General features: G+C 67.8%; 15 protein-coding genes. 10 read left to right on the forward strand and 5 right to left on the reverse strand.

Going from position 1 to position 18,304, the window contains the following annotated elements; genetic code table 11:
• Window positions 1-4 precede the first annotated feature (4 nt).
• Entirely contained in the window at window positions 5-601 is a 597-nt protein-coding gene (locus ADE01S_RS04365) for a TetR/AcrR family transcriptional regulator (protein ID WP_062680235.1), read from the forward strand.
• Between the two features lie 90 nt (window positions 602-691).
• Complete coding sequence (locus tag ADE01S_RS04370) at window positions 692-1,021, forward strand: YciI family protein (protein WP_062680236.1); 330 nt, start codon at window positions 692-694, stop codon at window positions 1,019-1,021.
• An 84-nt stretch (window positions 1,022-1,105) separates the two neighbouring features.
• Here ADE01S_RS04370 and ADE01S_RS04375 read toward each other — a convergent pair whose 3' ends face one another.
• The 3 genes from ADE01S_RS04375 to ADE01S_RS04385 form a co-directional block, all read right to left on the reverse strand.
• Complete coding sequence (locus ADE01S_RS04375) at window positions 1,106-1,906, reverse strand: hypothetical protein (RefSeq protein WP_062680237.1); 801 nt, start codon at window positions 1,904-1,906, stop codon at window positions 1,106-1,108.
• Window positions 1,907-2,003: 97 nt separating this feature from the next.
• Complete coding sequence (locus ADE01S_RS04380) at window positions 2,004-2,972, reverse strand: Bug family tripartite tricarboxylate transporter substrate binding protein (protein WP_062680238.1); 969 nt, start codon at window positions 2,970-2,972, stop codon at window positions 2,004-2,006.
• Between the two features lie 112 nt (window positions 2,973-3,084).
• Window positions 3,085-4,011 (reverse strand): LysR family transcriptional regulator, encoded by a 927-nt coding sequence (locus ADE01S_RS04385; RefSeq protein ID WP_062680239.1) that lies wholly within the window; start codon window positions 4,009-4,011, stop codon window positions 3,085-3,087.
• Window positions 4,012-4,103: 92 nt separating this feature from the next.
• Here ADE01S_RS04385 and ADE01S_RS04390 point away from each other — a divergent pair, with 92 nt between their 5' ends.
• Window positions 4,104-6,371, forward strand: coding sequence for a PHP domain-containing protein (locus tag ADE01S_RS04390; protein ID WP_062680240.1), 2,268 nt, complete (start codon window positions 4,104-4,106; stop codon window positions 6,369-6,371).
• Window positions 6,372-6,398: 27 nt separating this feature from the next.
• On the opposite strand, the gene ADE01S_RS04395 is transcribed toward ADE01S_RS04390, so the two are convergent.
• Window positions 6,399-7,370: a LysR family transcriptional regulator gene (locus ADE01S_RS04395; RefSeq protein ID WP_062680241.1), complete on the reverse strand. Its 972-nt coding sequence runs from the start codon at window positions 7,368-7,370 to the stop codon at window positions 6,399-6,401.
• Window positions 7,371-7,654: 284 nt separating this feature from the next.
• Here ADE01S_RS04395 and ADE01S_RS04400 point away from each other — a divergent pair, with 284 nt between their 5' ends.
• The 6 genes from ADE01S_RS04400 to ADE01S_RS04425 all read left to right on the forward strand — a co-directional run bounded on the left by ADE01S_RS04400 (window position 7,655) and on the right by ADE01S_RS04425 (window position 13,337).
• Complete coding sequence (locus ADE01S_RS04400) at window positions 7,655-8,983, forward strand: MFS transporter (protein WP_062680242.1); 1,329 nt, start codon at window positions 7,655-7,657, stop codon at window positions 8,981-8,983.
• A complete protein-coding gene (locus tag ADE01S_RS04405; protein WP_062680243.1) occupies window positions 8,980-9,759 on the forward strand; it encodes an SDR family NAD(P)-dependent oxidoreductase in 780 nt (259 codons plus the stop codon). The genes ADE01S_RS04400 and ADE01S_RS04405 overlap by 4 nt, the downstream gene beginning before the upstream one ends.
• Before the next feature lie 25 nt (window positions 9,760-9,784).
• Window positions 9,785-11,527 carry a dihydroxy-acid dehydratase gene (gene ilvD / locus ADE01S_RS04410; protein ID WP_062680244.1) on the forward strand — a complete coding sequence of 581 codons (1,743 nt, stop codon included), beginning with the start codon at window positions 9,785-9,787 and terminating at the stop codon, window positions 11,525-11,527.
• The gene (locus tag ADE01S_RS04415; RefSeq protein WP_062680245.1) at window positions 11,524-12,417 is read left to right on the forward strand and encodes an NAD(P)-dependent oxidoreductase; all 894 of its coding nucleotides are present in this window, start codon (window positions 11,524-11,526) and stop codon (window positions 12,415-12,417) included. Before ilvD ends, ADE01S_RS04415 begins: the two co-directional genes overlap by 4 nt.
• Before the next feature lie 77 nt (window positions 12,418-12,494).
• Window positions 12,495-12,884 (forward strand): hypothetical protein, encoded by a 390-nt coding sequence (locus tag ADE01S_RS04420; RefSeq protein ID WP_370511529.1) that lies wholly within the window; start codon window positions 12,495-12,497, stop codon window positions 12,882-12,884.
• 3 nt (window positions 12,885-12,887) lie between these two features.
• Window positions 12,888-13,337 carry a GNAT family N-acetyltransferase gene (locus tag ADE01S_RS04425; RefSeq protein ID WP_062680247.1) on the forward strand — a complete coding sequence of 150 codons (450 nt, stop codon included), beginning with the start codon at window positions 12,888-12,890 and terminating at the stop codon, window positions 13,335-13,337.
• Between the two features lie 51 nt (window positions 13,338-13,388).
• Here the strand turns inward: ADE01S_RS04425 and ADE01S_RS04430 are convergent, their stop codons facing one another.
• Window positions 13,389-14,534, reverse strand: coding sequence for an alpha-hydroxy acid oxidase (locus tag ADE01S_RS04430; protein WP_062680248.1), 1,146 nt, complete (start codon window positions 14,532-14,534; stop codon window positions 13,389-13,391).
• A gap of 471 nt (window positions 14,535-15,005) precedes the next feature.
• On the opposite strand from ADE01S_RS04430, the gene ADE01S_RS04435 reads away from it, so the two are divergent.
• On the forward strand, window positions 15,006-18,302 hold the full coding sequence (locus tag ADE01S_RS04435; protein WP_062680249.1) for an autotransporter outer membrane beta-barrel domain-containing protein: 3,297 nt from the start codon (window positions 15,006-15,008) through the stop codon (window positions 18,300-18,302).
• Window positions 18,303-18,304 lie beyond the last annotated feature (2 nt).

Raw genomic sequence — 18,304 nt, forward strand, 5'->3', positions numbered from 1 at the left:
CGCTATGGGCCGTTCATCCCAGGAAAAGGCGGGCGAGAATCGCCAGAGAATTCTGGATGCCGCCGAGCGCTTGTTCCGCGCGCACGGCATCGATGGCGTTTCGATCGCGGACGTGATGCGCGCGTGCGGCTTGACGGTGGGAGGCTTCTACAAGCATTTCACGTCCAAGGATGATCTCGCCGCGCAAGCCGTCTCGGGCGTGTTCGACCAGGCTACGGCTTCGTGGCAAAGGGTTTTCGAAGGGGCCGATGAACGCAAGCAAAGCCGGGTCGGCACGTTGGTGCCCCAATATCTGTGCAACCGGCGCGCCGAACGCCGCTGCCCTTTGCTGGCATTCGCGCCCCACGCGGCTCAAAGCGCCGCGAGTAGCGACGCGGCGCTCGCCTACACCGCCGGCGCCGGCAAACTGTTCAATCAGTTCCTGGAGGATACCCGCGCCCGGGGCGGCGACGACGCGCAGGCCATGGTGTTGTTCGCCGCGATGGTAGGTTACCGTGTACTGGAACAAGCCGCTGGCAAGACGGACTGGATGCGCGCGCTCGAAGCCGCGATCGACGAGAAAGCGGCGTCATTCGATTCGGCTGCGCCGCCCTATCGGTAGACGCTTCCCATGCGCCGCTGGGCTTTCCCCCTTGCCGTATATTGATACCGCCAGCCTGTCCGAATCGCGTCCACGTCAAGGAGACACCCCATGCCCAAGTTCGTAACGATCGGCTATGGCGACCAGGCGGGTTACGACCGCACGCCGCCGGCCATCCGAAACGCCGCCCACGCCCACGATGCGACCTTGCGGAAAGACGGCGTATTGATGGGGATCGCGGGCAAGCCTGTGCAGGTGCGCAATCCCGCCGCCGCGGGGGTCGAAACGGCGGACGGCCCGTTCATGACGTCGTCCTTGCCGGTGGCCGGCTTTGCGATCATCGAGGCGGCCGATCTGGCCGAGGCGATAGAAATGGTGTCGCGCACGCCCTGCGCGGTGGCGCACGGGGTGGTTGAGGTGTGGCCGCTGGAACAGCCGTAGCCGCGGCGTTCATCCGCGGCAAGGCGTCAGGCCTGGCGGGAGGCGTGCGGTGGCAGCCTGGCTGCGCTCCCCTGCCCCGTGGATTCACAAATGCCGATGGCTGCAAACCATGGGCTGCCCGGTCAGCTCTCCGATCAACCTGGCCAGCCCCTCGGCGCTCCCCTGATCCAGCCATTCCGTCCGGATCATGCGAAAGCCCATTGCCAGGCTGAACTGCCAATCCAGTTCGAAGATCCGGTAGTCGCGGCCGTTTTCCTCGCAATGCCATTGCGCGGCGGGGTCCTCGTAGGCCACGCCGATGAAGTCGACGTGGGAGTCGAACGGGGGCATGGATTCCAGCAGCTGGTCCGAGCCCGGGAGGCTGGGTTCGGAGAGATTTTCCCCTACCGCGACGTTCGGTTCAGGGCCGTCATAGGCCAGCAGCATCAGCGGGAAGTTCTTGGGGTCCGCGTCGTAGGAGACTCGCGTGTCGTCGGTCAGGTAGGGGCGCGCCGCCGGGCCCAGGCAGTACTGCGGGCTGTTCCAGTCGCTGCCCTCATTGTCGAGATACAGGTCCCCCGGCACGATGCCGTGTTCGGCCAGGAGCGCCAGCGCTTCTTCCATGGTGTCGTCGTGGCGTATCGGCAGGTCCGCCGGCAGATAGCCCGCCCGCACGTACATGGCGATCACGTCTCCCGTGGTGCGCAGGCCTTCTCGATGCTGGTACGACCCTTCGTTCAGGCTGGCCAGGCCGAAGCTCAGGTTCAGCAAGGCGCGATACGGAATGCCGTCGCCGCGCGGTTCGAGCAGGTATCCACCTTGCAGCAGCTGGGTTTCCAGCGCCCGCCAGTCCGGCGGCGGCAGGTGCATATCGCGTGGGCACAGGAACTGGTGGTGTTCGGACATGGGCGGGACTCGCTCTGCTGAGGTGGTTGGGGCCGGCGAATTGTAAGCGGGTACCCTGCGTTTTTTGGCAGGCAGAGGAATCAGGCCGCGCGTACGCTCAATCCACTTTCGCCCCCGACCGCTGCACGAGCGGCACCCATTTGGCGATGTCCGCCTGGATGAACGCCGCCAGCCCGCTCGGCGGTCCGTCGTGGAAGATCTCATAGCCCAGCGCCTGCAGGCGCTGGCGCTGTTCGCCGCTGTCCATGACCTTGCGCGCGGCGGCGTTGAGTTTGGCCACGACCTCCGGCGGCGTGCCGGCGGGAGCCATGAGGCCCAGGTCGACGGTGATCACGTAGCCGTTCACGCCCTCTTCCATCATGGTGGGCACGTCGGGCAGCAAGGGGGACCGCGCTTCGCCGGTGACCGCCAGCGCACGCAACTTGCCCTCCTTGACCAGGCCGGACACGCTGGGCGTGTTGTAGAAGGCGAACGCGACTTCGTGCGCCATGACGGCGGCCACCCCTTGCGGAGCGCCGCGGTAGGGGATGTGCGATGCCTGGGCGCCGGTGATCGACAGCAGCAATTCGGCGGAGAGATGGTGGGTGGTGCCGTTGCCGCCGGACGAGTACATCAGTTTGCCCGGCTGGGCTTTCAGGGCGGCGACGAGTTCGCGCACCGAGCGGTAGGGGCTGTCGGACGGCACGACCAGCACATTGGAGCCGCCCGCCAGATAGGCGACCGGCACGAAATCCTTGGTGGGGTCGTAAGACAGCCTGGAGAACAGCCCCAGGTTGATGGCCCAGGTGTTGTTGGAACCTAGAACCAGCGTGTAGCCGTCGGGCGCTGCCTTGGCGACGTAGCTCATGGCGATCTGGCCGCCGCCGCCGGGCTTGTTTTCGACGACGACGGTCTGCCCCAGTTGCTGGCTCAGGCCGGGTTGGATGGAGCGGGCCAGGATATCCGCCGTGCTGCCGGCCGCCAGCGGCACGACCAGGGTGATGGGACGATCCGGAAACGATGCCGCGCCCGCAGGCGCCATGATGAACGGCGCACAGGCCAGTAGAACCCCCAGTAGTGCTTTCATGATGCCTCCGCGGTGGCGCGAGCGATGGAAACCATGCGGGCTTGCATGTTGCCAGCAGCGTATCCGAGGCGGCGGCCCCGAAAAATACGCGGGGGCTTATAGCGTCATGCCATCATGGCATGGCGGCTTCGCGGCGCAGGCGCTGGGAGACGGAACGGACCACGGCGACGAAGGCCTGGGCCGCCGGGGACAAGGGGTAGTTGGCCAACCGCGCAATGGAGATGGGCCATTCCAGCGCCGGATTGCGCAACGCGATGCCTTTGATGCCGGCGGGCATCTGGCCCCGCGAGATCTGCGGCAGCATGGCCACGCCCATGCCGGCCTGTATCAGGCCGATCGCGGTGGACAGCAGCACGACGCGCTGCTCCACGCGCGGATAGATGTTGGCGGCGATCAGCCGGCGGCTGATGTTGAGCCAGGCGGGCGCTTCCGGGTTCAGCTGGATACAGGGCAACTCGGCGAGGACTTTGGCGTCGACCTCGTCGTGCCGGGCCAGCGGGTGGTCGGTGCGCACGAAGAGCGCGACGCCGCTGTCCGAGAGCTGTTCCACCATGATGCGGGAGTCGTCGTCGGGCATGACCGCGCCCAGGCCGACGTCGGCCTCGTGCGAGAACAGCCGCGTTCGGATCTGCTGCACCATGCAGTCAACCACGATCAGGTCGAGCTGGGGATGGCGCTGGCGGAATTCCAGGAGGATGTGCGGCAGCAAGGTGGCGGCGGTGACGTGGCCGACGGCGACCATGACTTTGCCCTGCTTCAGGTCGGAGTGCTCGCGGCATTCCTGGATGGAGCTGTCGATGGCCAGGATGGCGCGCCGCGCCGCGTCGACCATGGCCTGGCCGTCCCGGGTCAGGGAGACTTCGCGGCCGCGCACGACCAGGGGTTGGCCGACTTCGGCTTCCAGGCGCCGGATCAGGTGGCTGACCGAGGGTTGCGACAGGCCCAGGCGTTCGCCGGCGGCCGTGAAGCTGGCGGTTTCACCGATCGCAACGAGCGCGCGCAGCTGGCGCAGGGACACGGATTCGATCGGCTCGGCCATGTAGCGACGTCATGATGGAATAGTTTGCATACTATAGCTATATGGGTGCGCGCTCCCTAAGATGGGATTTCCCTAACCCGCACGGAATCGCAATGCCGCACTCCTCCTACGCCGCCGACCGCATGGGATCGGCCATCGTCGAACCTTCGGGCCGCTTCGAAGCGGGCAGCCTGGCATCGTTCACGCTCACCTACACCGCCGGCTACTTCGGCATCGACGACACCGGCTCGATCAAGATCGTGCACCGCTTCGCCAGCGATATGGGCAAGCCGCAGTTCGACCAGCCGGACGGCTGGAACTACACCACGGTCGAGGCTTCCAACGGGGCGGTGCTGCAGGTCGAGTACGACGGCAAGCGCAATATCCGGCCCTGGGACAAGACGCTGTTCATCCGGGTGGTTCGCGGCTATCTGGAAGAAGGCGACAGCATCGTGGTGCGCTTTGGCGATACGCGGCAGGGCTCGCCCGGCATGCGGGTGCAGACGTTCAGCGAGCCGACCTTCGAATTCAAGGTGCTGGTGGACGCCTTCGCCACCTACAACTACACCGAGCTGGAGCACTCGCCCACCATCGCCGTGGTGGCCGGGCCGCCGGTGGCCTACAAGGCCATCCTGCCCAGCCAGGCGGTCGCGGGAGAGGCGTTCAGCCTGGGTTTCAAGGGCGAGGACAAATGGGGCAACCCCAGCGACCGGGTGTCCGGCGAGTTCACCGTGCGCAGCAGCCTGCCGCTGCGCGGCCTGCCCGAGACCTTCACGATGCGCGAGGGCGAGTTGTCGTCGCGGCTGGAAGGATTGGTGGCGGAAGCGCCCGGGGACCTGCGCATCGAGGTGCTGCGCGACGGCCAGCCCGTGGCGCGCAGCACGCCGTGCCGGGTCGTGGCGGCCGCCAGCGGAACGCGCCGGCATTACTGGGCCGATCTGCACGGGCAGTCGGAGGAAACGATAGGCACCAATTCGGCCGAAGACCTGATCCTGTTCGCGCGGGACCGCGCCTTTCTGGACGTCATGAGCCACCAGGGCAACGACTTCCAGATCACCACGCCGTTCTGGGAACAGCTGAACAAGCTTACGGCGCAATACAACCAGGATGGGTCGTTCGTCATCTTCCCGGGCTATGAATGGTCGGGCAACACCGGCCTGGGCGGCGACCGCAACGTGCTGTACCTGAAGGAAGGCCGGCCCATCCACCGGTCGTCGCATGCCCTGATCGACGACCTGTCGGACCTGGCGCTGGATGCCAACGACGCCGACGCGCTGTTCGACGCGCTGAAAGACGAGGACGTGGTGGTGTTCGCCCATATCGGCGGCCGCTACGCCGACATCACGCGCTCGCACGACGCCCGGCTGGAGCGTTCCATCGAAATCCACTCGGACTGGGGCACTTTCGAATGGCTGCTGGAAGACGCGTTCCGGCTGGGCTACCGGGTCGGCATCCTGGCCAACAGCGACGGGCACAAGGGCCGGCACGGCGCCAGCCATCCCGGCGCGTCCCTGTTCGGCGCCTATGGCGGCCTGAGCTGTCTCATCGCCGACCGGCTCACCCGCCAGTCCATCGCCGAGTGCCTGCGCCAGCGCCGCCACTACGCCACCACCGGATGCCGGGCCTATCTGGACGTGCAGGCGCATTTCGACCGGCCGGCGCAGCGCTACTCCGACGATCCGAAGCTGGGCGCGCCGGTCACGCGAGAGCCCGTCATGCAGGCGGACATGGGCGCCATACTGTCCTATGACGGCGACTCGCTGGAGTTGTCTTTCGAGGTGCTGACCCACGGCGCCATCGAGCGCGTGGAGGTCCGCAACCGCATGGACGTCGTGGAAACGCTGTATCCCTACGACGAAGCCTCGCTGGGCAGCCGCATCCGCATTGTCTGGGAAGGATCGGAGTACCGCGGCCGCGGCCGGCAGACGGTGTGGGACGGCAGCGCGACGCTCGAAGGCAATGCCTTCGTGGATCCGCAGCCGATCAATTTCTGGAACCTGGACAAGACCCTGGCGCAACCGCGGCCGGACATGCTGAGCTGGCGGTCGCTGACCACCGGCGGCTTCAGCGGCATCGACACGCGGCTGCGCGATCCCCGCGCCGGCGTGCTGAAGATAGAAACGCCGGTCGTGAGCACCGAAATCGCGGTCGATCAGATCGGGCGGGAGCCCGTGGTCGTGGAGAACGGCGGCATTCGGCGCCGGCTGCAGGTGTATCGCCTGCCGGATGAAAACCCGGCGCAGCGGATGCAGGCCCGTGTGCGCGTGCCGCTGCACACGGGCTCGGACAATGCCGTGTACCTGCGCATCACGACGGAGGACGGATTTTTCATCTATTCCAGCCCGATCTACGTGGAGCGGGCCGCGTCCGGACAAGCATAAGCGCAGGAAATGGCTGGCGCCCGGCCGCTACACGCCAGCCGTATCGATCAATTCCGCCGACGATTCCCGCAAACACTCTGCGAACAGCTGCGCGGTGGCAGTCGTGGTGTCTTCGCGCCAGTACAGGATCGCCTCGCCCAGCGGACCTAGCGGCGGCAGCGGCAGTATTCGCATCGTTCCGCGCTGCACGTAGCGCCGCGCAAGCGACAGGGGCAGGATCGAAACGTAGCCGCCGTCGCGCAGCAAGGACAGGTTGAGCGCCAGGGAACTCGATTCGATGGTCGGACGCAGCAAGGTCACGCCGTGCTCGGCCAGAATCTCGACCACGGTCGCGAACGCGGGCGACCCCTGCATCGGCGTGATCCAGCGCGCGTCCTGCAAGTCGCCCCAGGCGACGGGGGTATCGGGGCCGCCCAGGGCGTGGCGCGTGCCCACCACGAATACGAACGGCTCGTGGTGCAGGGATTCGTGGCGCATCACGGGCAGATAGCCGCCCACCCGGTTGCGGCCCAGCGCCAGGTCGAGATTGCCTTCGTCCATCATCTTGAGCAGGCGATCGAGCGTGGCCTCCACGAAGGAAAACGACGCGTTCGGCGCGCGCCGCGTGAACAGCTCGACGGCGTGCGCGATCAGGGGCTGGGGGATCGTCACCACGGCGCCGAATCTCACGTGGCCCGCGGTGCCGGAGGCCAGCGCGGTGACATCGCGCCGCGCCAGTTCGATCTGCCGCAGGATCTCGCGGCCGCGTTCGACCAGCACGCGCCCGATGCGCGTCAGCTCGACGGCGTTGCCGACCCGGCGCACGACCGGGGTGCCCAGCGCTTCCTCGATCTCCGCGATCTGCTTGGAGATTGCGGGCTGGGTGACGTGGAACGCCGCCGCGACCCGCGTGACCTGGCGCAATTCGCCCAGCGTCACCAGGATGCGCAGGTGCCCGAGCTTCAGCCCGCTGCGGAAAAAACGTTCTATCGAGTTGTCGGGCGGGATGCTGGCGGACATGTCGGGAAGGATGGCCTCGGGAAGCGGCGGTCATCGCGGGATGACGCAATACGCCAATCATAACCAAACGGTAATGCCGAGCACCCAAAGTGTGATTTGCCGCCCGGCCTGGGCAGACCTTACCCTTCGAACGGACAGCACTGTGGCGCGGACATTTCGTGGCACATCGATGAATTCCCGGACGCAATGACGGCGCCGGCCTCGATGCCACGCGCATAACCTAACTCACAGGCTGCCGAATAACTCGATGTGCCGCACGGCACACACCCACGGAGACACTACCCATGAGCACGTCCCTTTCCGGCGGCGCGCAGGCGCATGCCGCCTCGCAGGCTGCGCGGAGCCCCGCGCAGCTTGACGCGCTGTACCGCAAGCTGGCCTGGCACATCATGCCGTTCCTGTTCCTGTCGTTCATCGTCGCGTACATCGACCGCGTGAACGTGAGTTTCGCGAAGCTGCAGATGCTGGCCGACCTGTCGCTGTCGGAAACGGTCTACGGCCTGGGGGCCGGCATCTTCTTCCTGGGCTACTTCCTTTTCGAGGTGCCGAGCAACCTGATCCTGCACCGCGTGGGCGCGCGCATCTGGATCGCGCGCATCATGGTCACGTGGTCGATCATTTCCTGTCTGACGATGTTCGCCCAGGGGCCGCTGTCGTTCTATCTGCTGCGTTTCCTGCTGGGGGTGGCCGAAGCCGGCTTCTTCCCGGGCATCGTGCTGTACCTGTCGACCTGGTTCCCGTCGAACCGGCGCTCGCAGATCATCGCCCTGTTCATGGTGGCCATCCCGGTGTCGGGCGCCATCGGCGGCCCGTTGTCCGGCTGGATCATGGAGCGGTTCGGCGGCTTGCACGAGCTCGCCGGCTGGCAATGGCTGTTCCTGGTCGAAGGCCTGGGGTCGCTGGTCGTCGGCATTGCCGCCTTCTTCATGCTGCAGGACCGGATCGAGACGGTGAAGTGGCTCAGCGCGGACGAGAAGCGCCTGCTCGCGCAGGATCTTGCCGCCGACGACAGCACCCGCGCCCGCCACAGCGTGCGGCAGGTGTTCGGCGACCGCAAAGTCTGGCTGCTCGGCCTGCTCTATTTCTGCATCGCCATGGGCAACTACGGCCTGGTGTTCTGGCTGCCGACGATGATACGCGCCGCCGGCGTCGCCAACCTGGGCAATATCGGCCTGTTGTCGGCGGTGCCGTCGCTCGTCAGCGCGGTGGCGATGATACTCATCGCGCGCCATGCGGACCGCAGCAACGAGCGCCGCATCCACGTGGCCGTGTGCTGTGTGCTGGGCGCCGCGGGCATGCTGGTATCGGTGCTGCTCGCCGAACACCTGTGGTGGTCGATGGCGGCGCTGATCGTTGCCGCCATCGGCATCAACTCGATCGCGCCGGTTTTCTGGGGCATCCCCACGGCGATGATGAGCGGCGCGGGCGCGGCCGCGGCCATCGCGCTGATCAATTCGGTCGGCAACCTGGCCGGCTTCGTGAGCCCGTACGTCATCGGCTTTCTCAAGGACACCACCGGGCAGTTGCTGCCCGGCATGATCATGCTGGCCTGCGCGCTGGTCGGCGGGGCCTTCATCGCGATGTCGCTGCGAACGACGCGGGGTCAGGTATGAGCGTACCCGTCTGTCTGGTCACCGGCGCGGCCAGCGGAATCGGGGCCGCCACGGCCCTGCGTTTCGCGCAGGAGGGCTGGGCGGTGGCCATCAACAATTTCGACCATGGCACCCGCGCGGCGGCCGAGGCCGTGGCCGCGCAGTGTCGCGACGCCGGCGCCCAGGCCCTCATCGTCGATGCCGACGTGGGCGACGACGCCGCCTGCCGCGCCATGGTCGACGCCGTCGCGGCGACGTGGGGACGGCTGGACGCGGTCGTGAACAGCGCGGGCACGACCCGCGTGGTTCCGCACGCGGACCTCGAAGCGATCGACGCCGTTGAGTTCGAGCGCGTCTACCGCGTGAACCTCATCGGCATGTTCCAGATGACGCGCGCCGCGGCGCCTTTGCTGCGCGACCGTCCGGCGGGCTCCGGGTCGGGCTGCGTCGTCAATATTTCTTCGCTGGCGTCCCTCAATGGCACGGGGTCGTCGATCGCCTATGCGGCCTCGAAGGGCGCGGTCAATTCGCTGACGCTGTCGCTTGCCCGCAATCTCGCCCCGCAGGTCCGCGTGAACGCCATCGCCCCGGGCATGGTCGACGACGGCCTGCTGCGGCGCGTGCTGGGCGACGACGCCTACGGGCGCGTGGTCGACGGCATGCGCGAGAACGCGCCGCTCAAGCGGGTTTCCCAGCCGTCGGAAATCGCGGAGCTGGCCTGGTTCGTCGCGGCCCGCGCGCCGGCGATGACCGGCCAGGTGCTGGCCATCGAGAACGGCTTGCTGCTCAACACTTGAGCCCACCGATATAAGGAATTTCCCCATGAAAGATCTGCACAAACACCGCTCCCGCACAGTCACCGAAGGCGTGACGCGCGCGCCGCACCGCGCCTTCCTGCGTGCCACGGGCCTCGACGACGAGGCCATCGACAAGCCGTTCGTCGCCATCGTGGACACCTTCGGCGAGAATACGCCCTGTTCCATGTCGCTGAACCAGATCTCCGACAACGTCCGTCTGGGGATCGCGGCCGGCGGCGGCGTGCCGATACGCGGCTCGGCGATCTCGGTCTCCGACGGGACGTCGATGAATCACTCGGGCATGCGGTTCTCGCTCGTGTCGCGCGAGACCATCGCCGACAGCGTCGAACTGTTCGTGCGCGCCCACTGCTACGACGCGCTCGTCGGCGTGGCCGGTTGCGACAAGACGCTGCCGGGCATCCTGATGGGCATGGTGCGCGTGAACGTCCCTGGGGTGTTCCTGTTCGGCGGCGCCATGTTGCCGGGCGTGGCCCCGGACGGCTCGCAGGCCACGATCCTGACGGCCATCGAGGCCGTGGGCGCGGCGCAGCGCGGCGATATGTCGGCCGAAACGCTGCGCGGCATCGAAAAGCGCTGCACGCCGACCGCCGGCTCCTGCCCGGGGCAGTTCACGGCGAACACGATGGCGATGGTCGCGGAAGTGCTGGGCCTGGCCCCGCTGGGCTCGGCGATGGTGCCGGCGGTGTACAGCGAGCGCATCGCGATTGCCCGCCGCGCCGGTGAAAACGTGATGCGCGCGCTGCGCAACGGCGGGCCGCTGCCGCGCGATCTGGTCACGCGCAAGAGCCTGGAGAATGCCTGCGCCGCCGTTGCCGCCACCGGGGGCTCGACCAATGCCATACTGCATATCCCGGCCATCGCGCACGAGGCCGGCATAGCATTCACGCTCGACGACGTCTCGGAAGTGCTGGCGCGCACGCCGCTCATCGGCGACATGCAGCCCGGCGGACGCTATCTTGCGGTGGATCTGCATCATGTCGGCGGCGTACCGGCGGTGCTCAACGCGCTGCTGGCGGCCGGACACATCCACGGCGACACGCTCACGCAAAGCGGCGAAACGCTGGAAACGGCGCTGCGCGCCTTCCCCGGCCCGGACGGCCGCGTGGTCAAGCCGCATGACGAGCCGCTCTCGCCCAACGCGGGGCTGGTGGTGCTGCGCGGCAACCTGGCCCCGGACGGCGCCGCGCTGAAGACCGCCGGCCTCAGGCAGCTGGTGTTCTCGGGCACCGCCCGGGTGTTCGAGGCGGAAGAAGACTGCATGGCGGTGGTCGCCGCCGGCACCTACCGGGAAGGCGATGTGCTCGTGATTCGAAACGAAGGCCCCAAGGGCGGCCCGGGCATGCGCGAAATGCTGAGCGTGACCGCCGCGATCTACGGGCAGGGCATGGGTGAAAAGGTTGCGCTGCTCACCGATGGCCGGTTCTCCGGCGCCACGCGCGGGATGTGCATCGGCTACGTCGGCCCCGAGGCCGCGGCCGGCGGGCCGATCCGCCTGCTGCGCGACGGCGATCGCATACACATCGACGCGATCAAGGGGAGCCTCGACGTCGAACTTTCCGACGAGGAACTCGCGCAACGGGCGGCGGCAAGCCAACCGTTCGTGCGCGGCCGGCTGGGCGGCGTGCTTGAGAAGTACGAAGCCCTCGTGCGTCCGGCCAAGCTGGGCGCCGTGACCCATTCCGGAGCCGTGGACTGGCCTTACGAAGCCCCGCTGGCCGAAACGCCCACCCCGGGAAGCCAGCAATGACCAGCACGCCTCGCATCGGTTTTTGCGGCATCGGCCGCATGGGCGAACCCATGGCCCGGCGGTTGCTGGCCTCCGGTCACGACGTCTCCGTCTGGAACCGCTCCAGCGCGAAGCTCGCCCCCCTCGCGGCTGCCGGAGCCGTGGCCCGGGCCACGCCGCAGGCCCTCGGCGGCTGCGTCGACGTCGTGCTGCTGTGCCTGGGGGACGGCCAGGCGGTGGAGGACGTAGCGTTCGGCGAGCATGGGCTGGCCCGCGCCGCCACGCCGCCCTCCTGCCTCATCGACCATTCGACCTTGTCGCCCGCGCTCACGCGCTCCCTGGCCCGGCGCTGGGCCGAGGCAACCGGCGGCCTCTGGATCGACGCGCCCGTCTCGGGCGGCACGGCCGGCGCCGCGGCCGGCACGCTGGCCATCATGGCGGGCGGGCCGGCGGACATGATCGAATCGGTAACGCCCGTGCTGCGCGCCTACGCCGCTCGCGTCACGCGCATGGGCGACGTCGGGGCGGGCCAGACCACCAAGCTCGCCAATCAGGCCATCGTCGCGACGACGCTCGCCGGCCTGGCCGAAGCCTTCGTTCTGGCCAAGCGCAGCGGAATCGATACCGCCGCCCTGCCCTTGGCGCTGCAAGGCGGCTGGGCCGATTCGGTGCTGCTGCAAACGCTGTGGCCGCGGATGGTCGCGCCGCCCGAGCATGCCACGGGCACGGTGCGCGTACTGCTCAAGGATCTGGACGCGATTGCCGAACTCGCGCGGGCGAGCGCCACGGTGCAGCGCGTGCTGCCGGAAGTGCGGCGCCTGCTCCAGGATGCCGCGCAGCGCGGCATGGGGGACTGGGATCTCTCGCAGGTGTTCCGGATCGGCGAGGCGGAAAGTCGGCCCGAGGCGTAGCGGGCGGCGGCGCGTGGCGGGGTTTCCCCCGCTACACTCCCCCAATGCGCAATCCCCCCGACCCATTCGCCCCGCCCATGAAGCGGCCTGCCGCCCGCTTGAATTCGCTGCTCTGGATTCTTGACCCCCTGGAGCGCGACGCCAACTACGCTCACCGGAAAATGTTCGGCTGCGACGCGGCGTACCTGGATGAGGCGCTGTACCTGGTCGTCGCCGACCGCGACGATCCCTGGAACGGCGTGCTCGTCTGCACCTCCAGGGAACGCCAGGCGGCCTTGATGGCCGACATCCCCAATCTGCTGCCCCATCCCGAGCTGGGGAAATGGCTGTATCTGCCGCAGTCGGACGAGCAATTCGAGGCGGTCGCGGCACGGCTGGCGGCGCTTGCGCTGGCCCGGGATCCGCGCATGGGAGTGATTCCCAAGCCGAAACGGGCGCGGCGCAAGTCTTGGCGAGCGGAGGAATAGCGCATGGATCTGGTGTATCGCAAGGCCGTGCCGGACGATGCGGAGCTATGCATCGCGCTGCGCGGCCAGACCCGTGAAAACGCGTTTTCCGCCGAGGAGCTGGCGGCGCTGGGTATTACGCGGGAGAGCTGGCGCGCGGGGATCGAGGCTGGGGATCTGCCGGGCCATGTGGCGATGGCCCGCGCGCGCATGGCCGGATACTGCTTCGCGGACCGGGACACGGGCGAGGTCCTGGTGCTGGCCTTGCTTCCCGAATACGAGGGCAAGGGTATCGGCAAGGAATTGCTGTCCCTCGTGCTTGCGGACTTGAAGGCGCTGGGTTTCGAGCGCGCGTTTCTGGCCTGCTCGGCCGATCCGCGGTCGCGGTCCCATGGGTTCTACCGCCATCTGGGCTGGCAATCCACCGGGCAGTTCGACGAAGCGGGCGATGAAGTGCTGGAACGCCGCTGGTAGGCGCAGCCCACGATTGGCGAGCCTTCCGGGCGACTCCGCCGTTTCGCCGTTTCAGCGAAACCTGAGATGCCGCCGCTGCAGGTCCGACACGGACCGGCATCCCATCAGCTTCATGGCGCGTTCGATTTCAATCCGCATCAGGTCCAGCGCCCTTTCCACCCCGGGCTGGCCGGCCGCCGCGAGCGGGAACAGGTAATAGCGGCCCAGTCCGACCGCTTTGGCGCCCAGGGCCAGGGCCTTCAAGACGTGCGTGCCGCGCTGCACGCCGCCGTCCATCATGACGTCGATCCGGTCGCCGACGGCGTCCACGATTTCGGCCAATTGGTCGAAGGCGCTGCGGGACCCGTCGAGTTGGCGGCCGCCATGGTTGGAGAGCACGATGCCGGTGCAGCCGATGTCGACGGCGCGCCTGGCGTCTTCGACCGACATGATGCCTTTGAGGCAGAACTGGCCGCCCCACTCCTTGACCATCGCGGCGACGTCGTCCCAGGACATGGCGGGGTCCAGCATGTCGGTGAAGTAGCGGCTGATGGACATGGCCCCTCCCCCCATGTCGACGTGGCCGTCCAGTTGCGGCAGCCTGAAGCGTTCGTGCGTGACGTAGTTGACGGCCCAGGCGGGCTTGATGGCGAATTGGGCGATGCCGGCCAGGTTCAGCCGGAACGGGATGGCGAAGCCGGTGCGTTTGTCGCGCTCGCGGTTGCCGCCGGTAATGCTGTCGACGGTGAGCATCATGACCTGGACGCCGGCTTTCTTGGCGCGCGCCATCATGTCGCGGTTCAGGCCGCGGTCCTTGTGGAAATAGAACTGGTAGACCTGCGGGCCGCCACTGATCTTGCGGGCTTCTTCCAGGCTGACGGTGCCCAGCGAGGACACGCCGAACATCGTGCCGAACTTGCCGGCGGCCGCGGCCACGGCGCGCTCGCCGTCGTGATGGAAGAGGCGCTGGAGCGCGGTCGGCGAGCAATAGACCGGCAGCGCCAGTTTCTGGCCCATGACGCTTACCGACATGTCCACCTGCGCCACGCCGCGCAGCACGTCGGGCACCAGGTCGCAGGCTTCGAAGGCCTGGGTATTGCGCCGATACGTGGTTTCATCGTCGGCGGCGCCGTCGATGTAATTGAAGATGGGCCCCGGCAGCCGCTGGCGGGCCATGCGGCGAAAGTCGTGGAAATTCTGGCACTGGTTCAGGCGCATCAGAAGACCTCTATCAAGGCCGCGGACAGGACGGCAGCCCCAGAGAGTAACAACTAACCGGGCGCCGCGACAGGTACGCCAGCCGGAAATCCTGGCGAACCGTCCGCCGCCTTTGATAGCTGTCAATGGCGATGTGCCCACAACGGTTTACGCTGATCGCGAACGCTTTGATCTGCGCTGTAAGTTGTCTTTCCCCCGCGTCCGGTCCGGCATACCCTTGGTCTTGCGTGTTGCGTACGCGCCACGCTCGGTATGCACCACCCTCTCCCTGCGCCGCCATTCCCCATCCCACGACACAATTTATCGTTGTAACGACCACGATAAACAGGCTTATGCTTGTTTCTGCCCCCTGCCAGCGGCAAATATCCGTTCTGGCAGCCAATTGGCAGGCATTTGCGCAGACGATCAACTTCACTAAATCCCTTTCAGTGAGTCGCGAACGTGCAGCCCTGGTCACCAATTGAAGTCCGCTTGCTGTGCAAGCTTTCCGGCGCATCGTTGATCGCGCTGGGCGTCGCCCCCGCTCATGCGCAGGTTATCGACGGCGGAACGACCGTTACCGTGCCGGGCACGCAAAGCTCTCCCTGGAATCTCGGCACCAATTCCCTGACGATAGGCAATACCGGCACCGGCACGCTGCTGATCGGCGCGGGCGGCGTGGTATCGAGCGGCTCCGGCTTTATCGGCCGCCAAGTCGGCGGCGTAGGCAATGTGTCGGTAAGCGGCGCAGGCGCGCAATGGACGGCAGGCCCCGGCCTCAATGTCGGCAACTTCGGCACCGGCACATTGAATATCGCCAATGGCGGCCATGTCACCAGCACGACCAATACCTATCTGGGCGTGGCCGCCGGCAGCAGCGGCACCTTGACGATCAGCGGCGTGGGCTCGCAGTTGAATACCGCCGGCTTCATGCGCGTGGGCCAGACGGGCCAGGGCACCTTGCAGATCACGGGCGGCGCCGTCGTGACGAATGGGCTGGGCTACGTCGGCTACGACACGACCGGCGTGGGCGTGGCGACGGTAAGCGGCGCGGGATCGCAGTGGAACAACAGCGCCGAGCTCAGCGTCGGCACGACCGGCAAGGGCCAGCTCACCATCTCGAACGGCGGCGCCGTGTCCAGCACGCTGGGAACCCTAGGCGGCGGCGCCAGCGCGACGGGCACGGTCACGGTCGACGGCGCCGGCTCCTCGTGGACGAACTCCAGCACGCTCACGGTGGGCAATGGCGGCTCGGGCACGTTGACCATTTCGAACAATGCCGTCGTCACCGCGACAAGCGCCAGGGCAGGCGTAACCGCCGGTTCGCAAGGCGTCATCAATATCGGCGCGGCGGCGCTGGCCGCGGCGGCGGCGCCCGGCACCCTGACGCTGACCGCCCCCAGCCCTACCCTCACCCTGGGCGCTACCGGCACGCTGGTGTTCAACCACACCAACACCGCGGGCTATGCGTTCGTACCCGCGATCACCGGCGCGGGCAAGCTCGCCACCTACAACGGCACCACGGTATTGACCGCCAACAATAGCTACACGGGCGGCACCACCATCGCCGGAGGCACGCTGCAGCTGGGCAATGGCGGCACCTCGGGCGTCATCGTGGGGAACGTCGCCAACAACGGCACGCTGGTGTTCAACCGGTCCGACGCCGTGAGCTTCGCGGGCGTGATCTCGGGCAGCGGCACGGTCAACCAGATCGGCGCCGGCACCACGACCCTGACCGCCAACCATACCTACACCGGCGGCACCGCGATCAACGGCGGCACCTTGCAGCTGGGCAACGGCGGCACCACGGGCAGCATCGTGGGCAATGTGGCGAACAACGGCACGCTGGCGTTCAACCGCGCCGACACGGTGACGTTCGCGGGCCAGGTGTCCGGCACCGGCGCGGTCGAGCAAAGAGGCGCCGGGACCACGATCCTCACGGGCGACAACAGCTACACGGGCGGCACCGCGATTTCCGCCGGCACGCTGCAACTGGGCGATGGAGGCGCGACGGGCGCGATCACGGGCAACGTGGCGAACAACGGCACGCTGGCGTTCAACCGCGCCGACACTTATGCGTTCGCGGGCCTGGTCTCGGGCAGCGGCGGCGTCGACCAGATAGGCGCCGGCGCCACGGTGTTGACGGCCAACAATACCTACGCCGGGCCCACCAACGTGAACAGTGGCGTCCTGCGAGCGGGAATCGCGTCCGCGTTCAGCCCGAATTCGGACGTGAACGTGGCCGCCGGCGCCACGCTGGACCTGAACGGCCACAGCCAGGCCGTCGCCGCGGTGGGCAACGCGGGGCTGGTCAACATGGGCGCCAGCGCCGCGCCGGGCACGATACTGGCGGCGTCTAACTACGTCGGCCTGGGCGGCGCCATCGCCATGAATACCTATCTGGGCGCGGACGCCTCGCCCTCGGACCGGCTCGCCATCAACGGCGGTTCGGCCTCGGGCGCGTCGTCCATCGTCGTCACCAACGTGGGCGGGGCCGGCGCCCTGACCACGGGCAACGGCATCCAGGTCGTCGAGGCCCGCAACGGCGCGACCACCCTGCCCGGCGCCTTCACGCTGGGCAACCCCGGCGGGTATGTGGCGGCCGGCCCTTACGCGTACACGCTCCAGCGTTCCAGTGTGGACGCCAGCGGCGTGCAGAATTGGTATCTCCGATCCACCCTCGATTGCACCGCCGCCCCCAGCAATCCCGCCTGTCAGAACCCTGGTCCGGACCCGACCCCGCCGAATCCGGTCCCGCCGAATCCGCCCGGCCCGCCGACCCCGCCCGCGCCGCCGAACTATCGGCCCGAGGTGTCCACGGCCGTGGCCACGCCGCAGCTGGCGCTGGCCTACGGCGTGGCCTTGCTGGATACCCTGCACGAGCGCATCGGCGAGGAGCGCTTCTTCAATCCGCCCGCCGCCACCGGCGGCCCCGGACTCGCCTGGGGCCGCGTGATCGGCGTGACCGGCGAACGCGACGGCAGCCGGTCCGGCATCCTGGGCTCGCGCGGGCCGGACTACGACTACAAGATCTATGGTCTGCAGGCCGGCGTCGACCTCTACCGGCAGGCCAATGCCAACGGCAGCATGGACTACGCGGGGGTGTACGCGGCCTACGGGCGCGCCACCGCCGACGTCGACCACCTGGACGGCCGTTCCGCGGGCCAGGCCGCGATGAACGGCGTGACGCTGGGCGGGTACTGGACGCATATCGGCCAGCAGGGCTGGTACGTCGACGCCGTCATCCAGGGCACGCGCTACGACGTCGACAATGGCCGCTCGCCGGCCGGGCTGAATCTCGACACCCGCGGCTTCGGCTTCGCCAGCTCGCTCGAAGGCGGCTATCCGTTTCGGCTGAACGAGGAATGGGTGATCGAGCCCCAGGCCCAGCTGGTGTATCAGAACATCAATCTCAATGACGCCAACGACGGCGCCGCCAAGATCCGTTTCAGCGACGTGGACAGCCTGCGGGGCCGCCTGGGCGTGCGCCTGGCGCGCACCGTGGAGCTCGAACCCGGCCAGGGCGACAAGCGGCGCGTCGCCACGACCTGGCTGCGCGCCAGCCTCGTCAACGAGTTCCTGGCCCAGCCGACCACGCGCTTTTCCTCGCAGGAGGGGTACGTGCCGTTCCGGGCGGACATGAAAGGCGTGTCGGCGCAGTTCAATCTGGGAGTGGACGTCGGGGTCAAGCGCAACCTCTCCTTCTACGGCAGCATCGGGGCGGAGACGAGCCTCGAAGGCGACGGCCACAGCCTGAACGGCAAGCTCGGCCTGAAAGTCGCGTTTTAGGA

The sequence above is a fragment of the Achromobacter denitrificans NBRC 15125 genome (assembly GCF_001571365.1).
Taxonomy (GTDB): Bacteria; Pseudomonadota; Gammaproteobacteria; order Burkholderiales; family Burkholderiaceae_B; genus Achromobacter; species Achromobacter denitrificans.

Bases quoted from the DNA above. Each gene is read 5' to 3' on its own strand.
- ADE01S_RS04365 (WP_062680235.1), top strand. From the start codon at position 5: ATGGGCCGTTCATCCCAGGAAAAGGCGGGCGAGAATCGCCAGAGAATT.
- ADE01S_RS04370 (WP_062680236.1), top strand. From the start codon at position 692: ATGCCCAAGTTCGTAACGATCGGCTATGGCGACCAGGCGGGTTACGAC.
- ADE01S_RS04375 (WP_062680237.1), bottom strand. From the start codon at position 1,906: ATGTCCGAACACCACCAGTTCCTGTGCCCACGCGATATGCACCTGCCG.
- ADE01S_RS04380 (WP_062680238.1), bottom strand. From the start codon at position 2,972: ATGAAAGCACTACTGGGGGTTCTACTGGCCTGTGCGCCGTTCATCATG.
- ADE01S_RS04385 (WP_062680239.1), bottom strand. From the start codon at position 4,011: ATGGCCGAGCCGATCGAATCCGTGTCCCTGCGCCAGCTGCGCGCGCTC.
- ADE01S_RS04390 (WP_062680240.1), top strand. From the start codon at position 4,104: ATGCCGCACTCCTCCTACGCCGCCGACCGCATGGGATCGGCCATCGTC.
- ADE01S_RS04395 (WP_062680241.1), bottom strand. From the start codon at position 7,370: ATGTCCGCCAGCATCCCGCCCGACAACTCGATAGAACGTTTTTTCCGC.
- ADE01S_RS04400 (WP_062680242.1), top strand. From the start codon at position 7,655: ATGAGCACGTCCCTTTCCGGCGGCGCGCAGGCGCATGCCGCCTCGCAG.
- ADE01S_RS04405 (WP_062680243.1), top strand. From the start codon at position 8,980: ATGAGCGTACCCGTCTGTCTGGTCACCGGCGCGGCCAGCGGAATCGGG.
- ilvD (WP_062680244.1), top strand. From the start codon at position 9,785: ATGAAAGATCTGCACAAACACCGCTCCCGCACAGTCACCGAAGGCGTG.
- ADE01S_RS04415 (WP_062680245.1), top strand. From the start codon at position 11,524: ATGACCAGCACGCCTCGCATCGGTTTTTGCGGCATCGGCCGCATGGGC.
- ADE01S_RS04420 (WP_370511529.1), top strand. From the start codon at position 12,495: ATGAAGCGGCCTGCCGCCCGCTTGAATTCGCTGCTCTGGATTCTTGAC.
- ADE01S_RS04425 (WP_062680247.1), top strand. From the start codon at position 12,888: ATGGATCTGGTGTATCGCAAGGCCGTGCCGGACGATGCGGAGCTATGC.
- ADE01S_RS04430 (WP_062680248.1), bottom strand. From the start codon at position 14,534: ATGCGCCTGAACCAGTGCCAGAATTTCCACGACTTTCGCCGCATGGCC.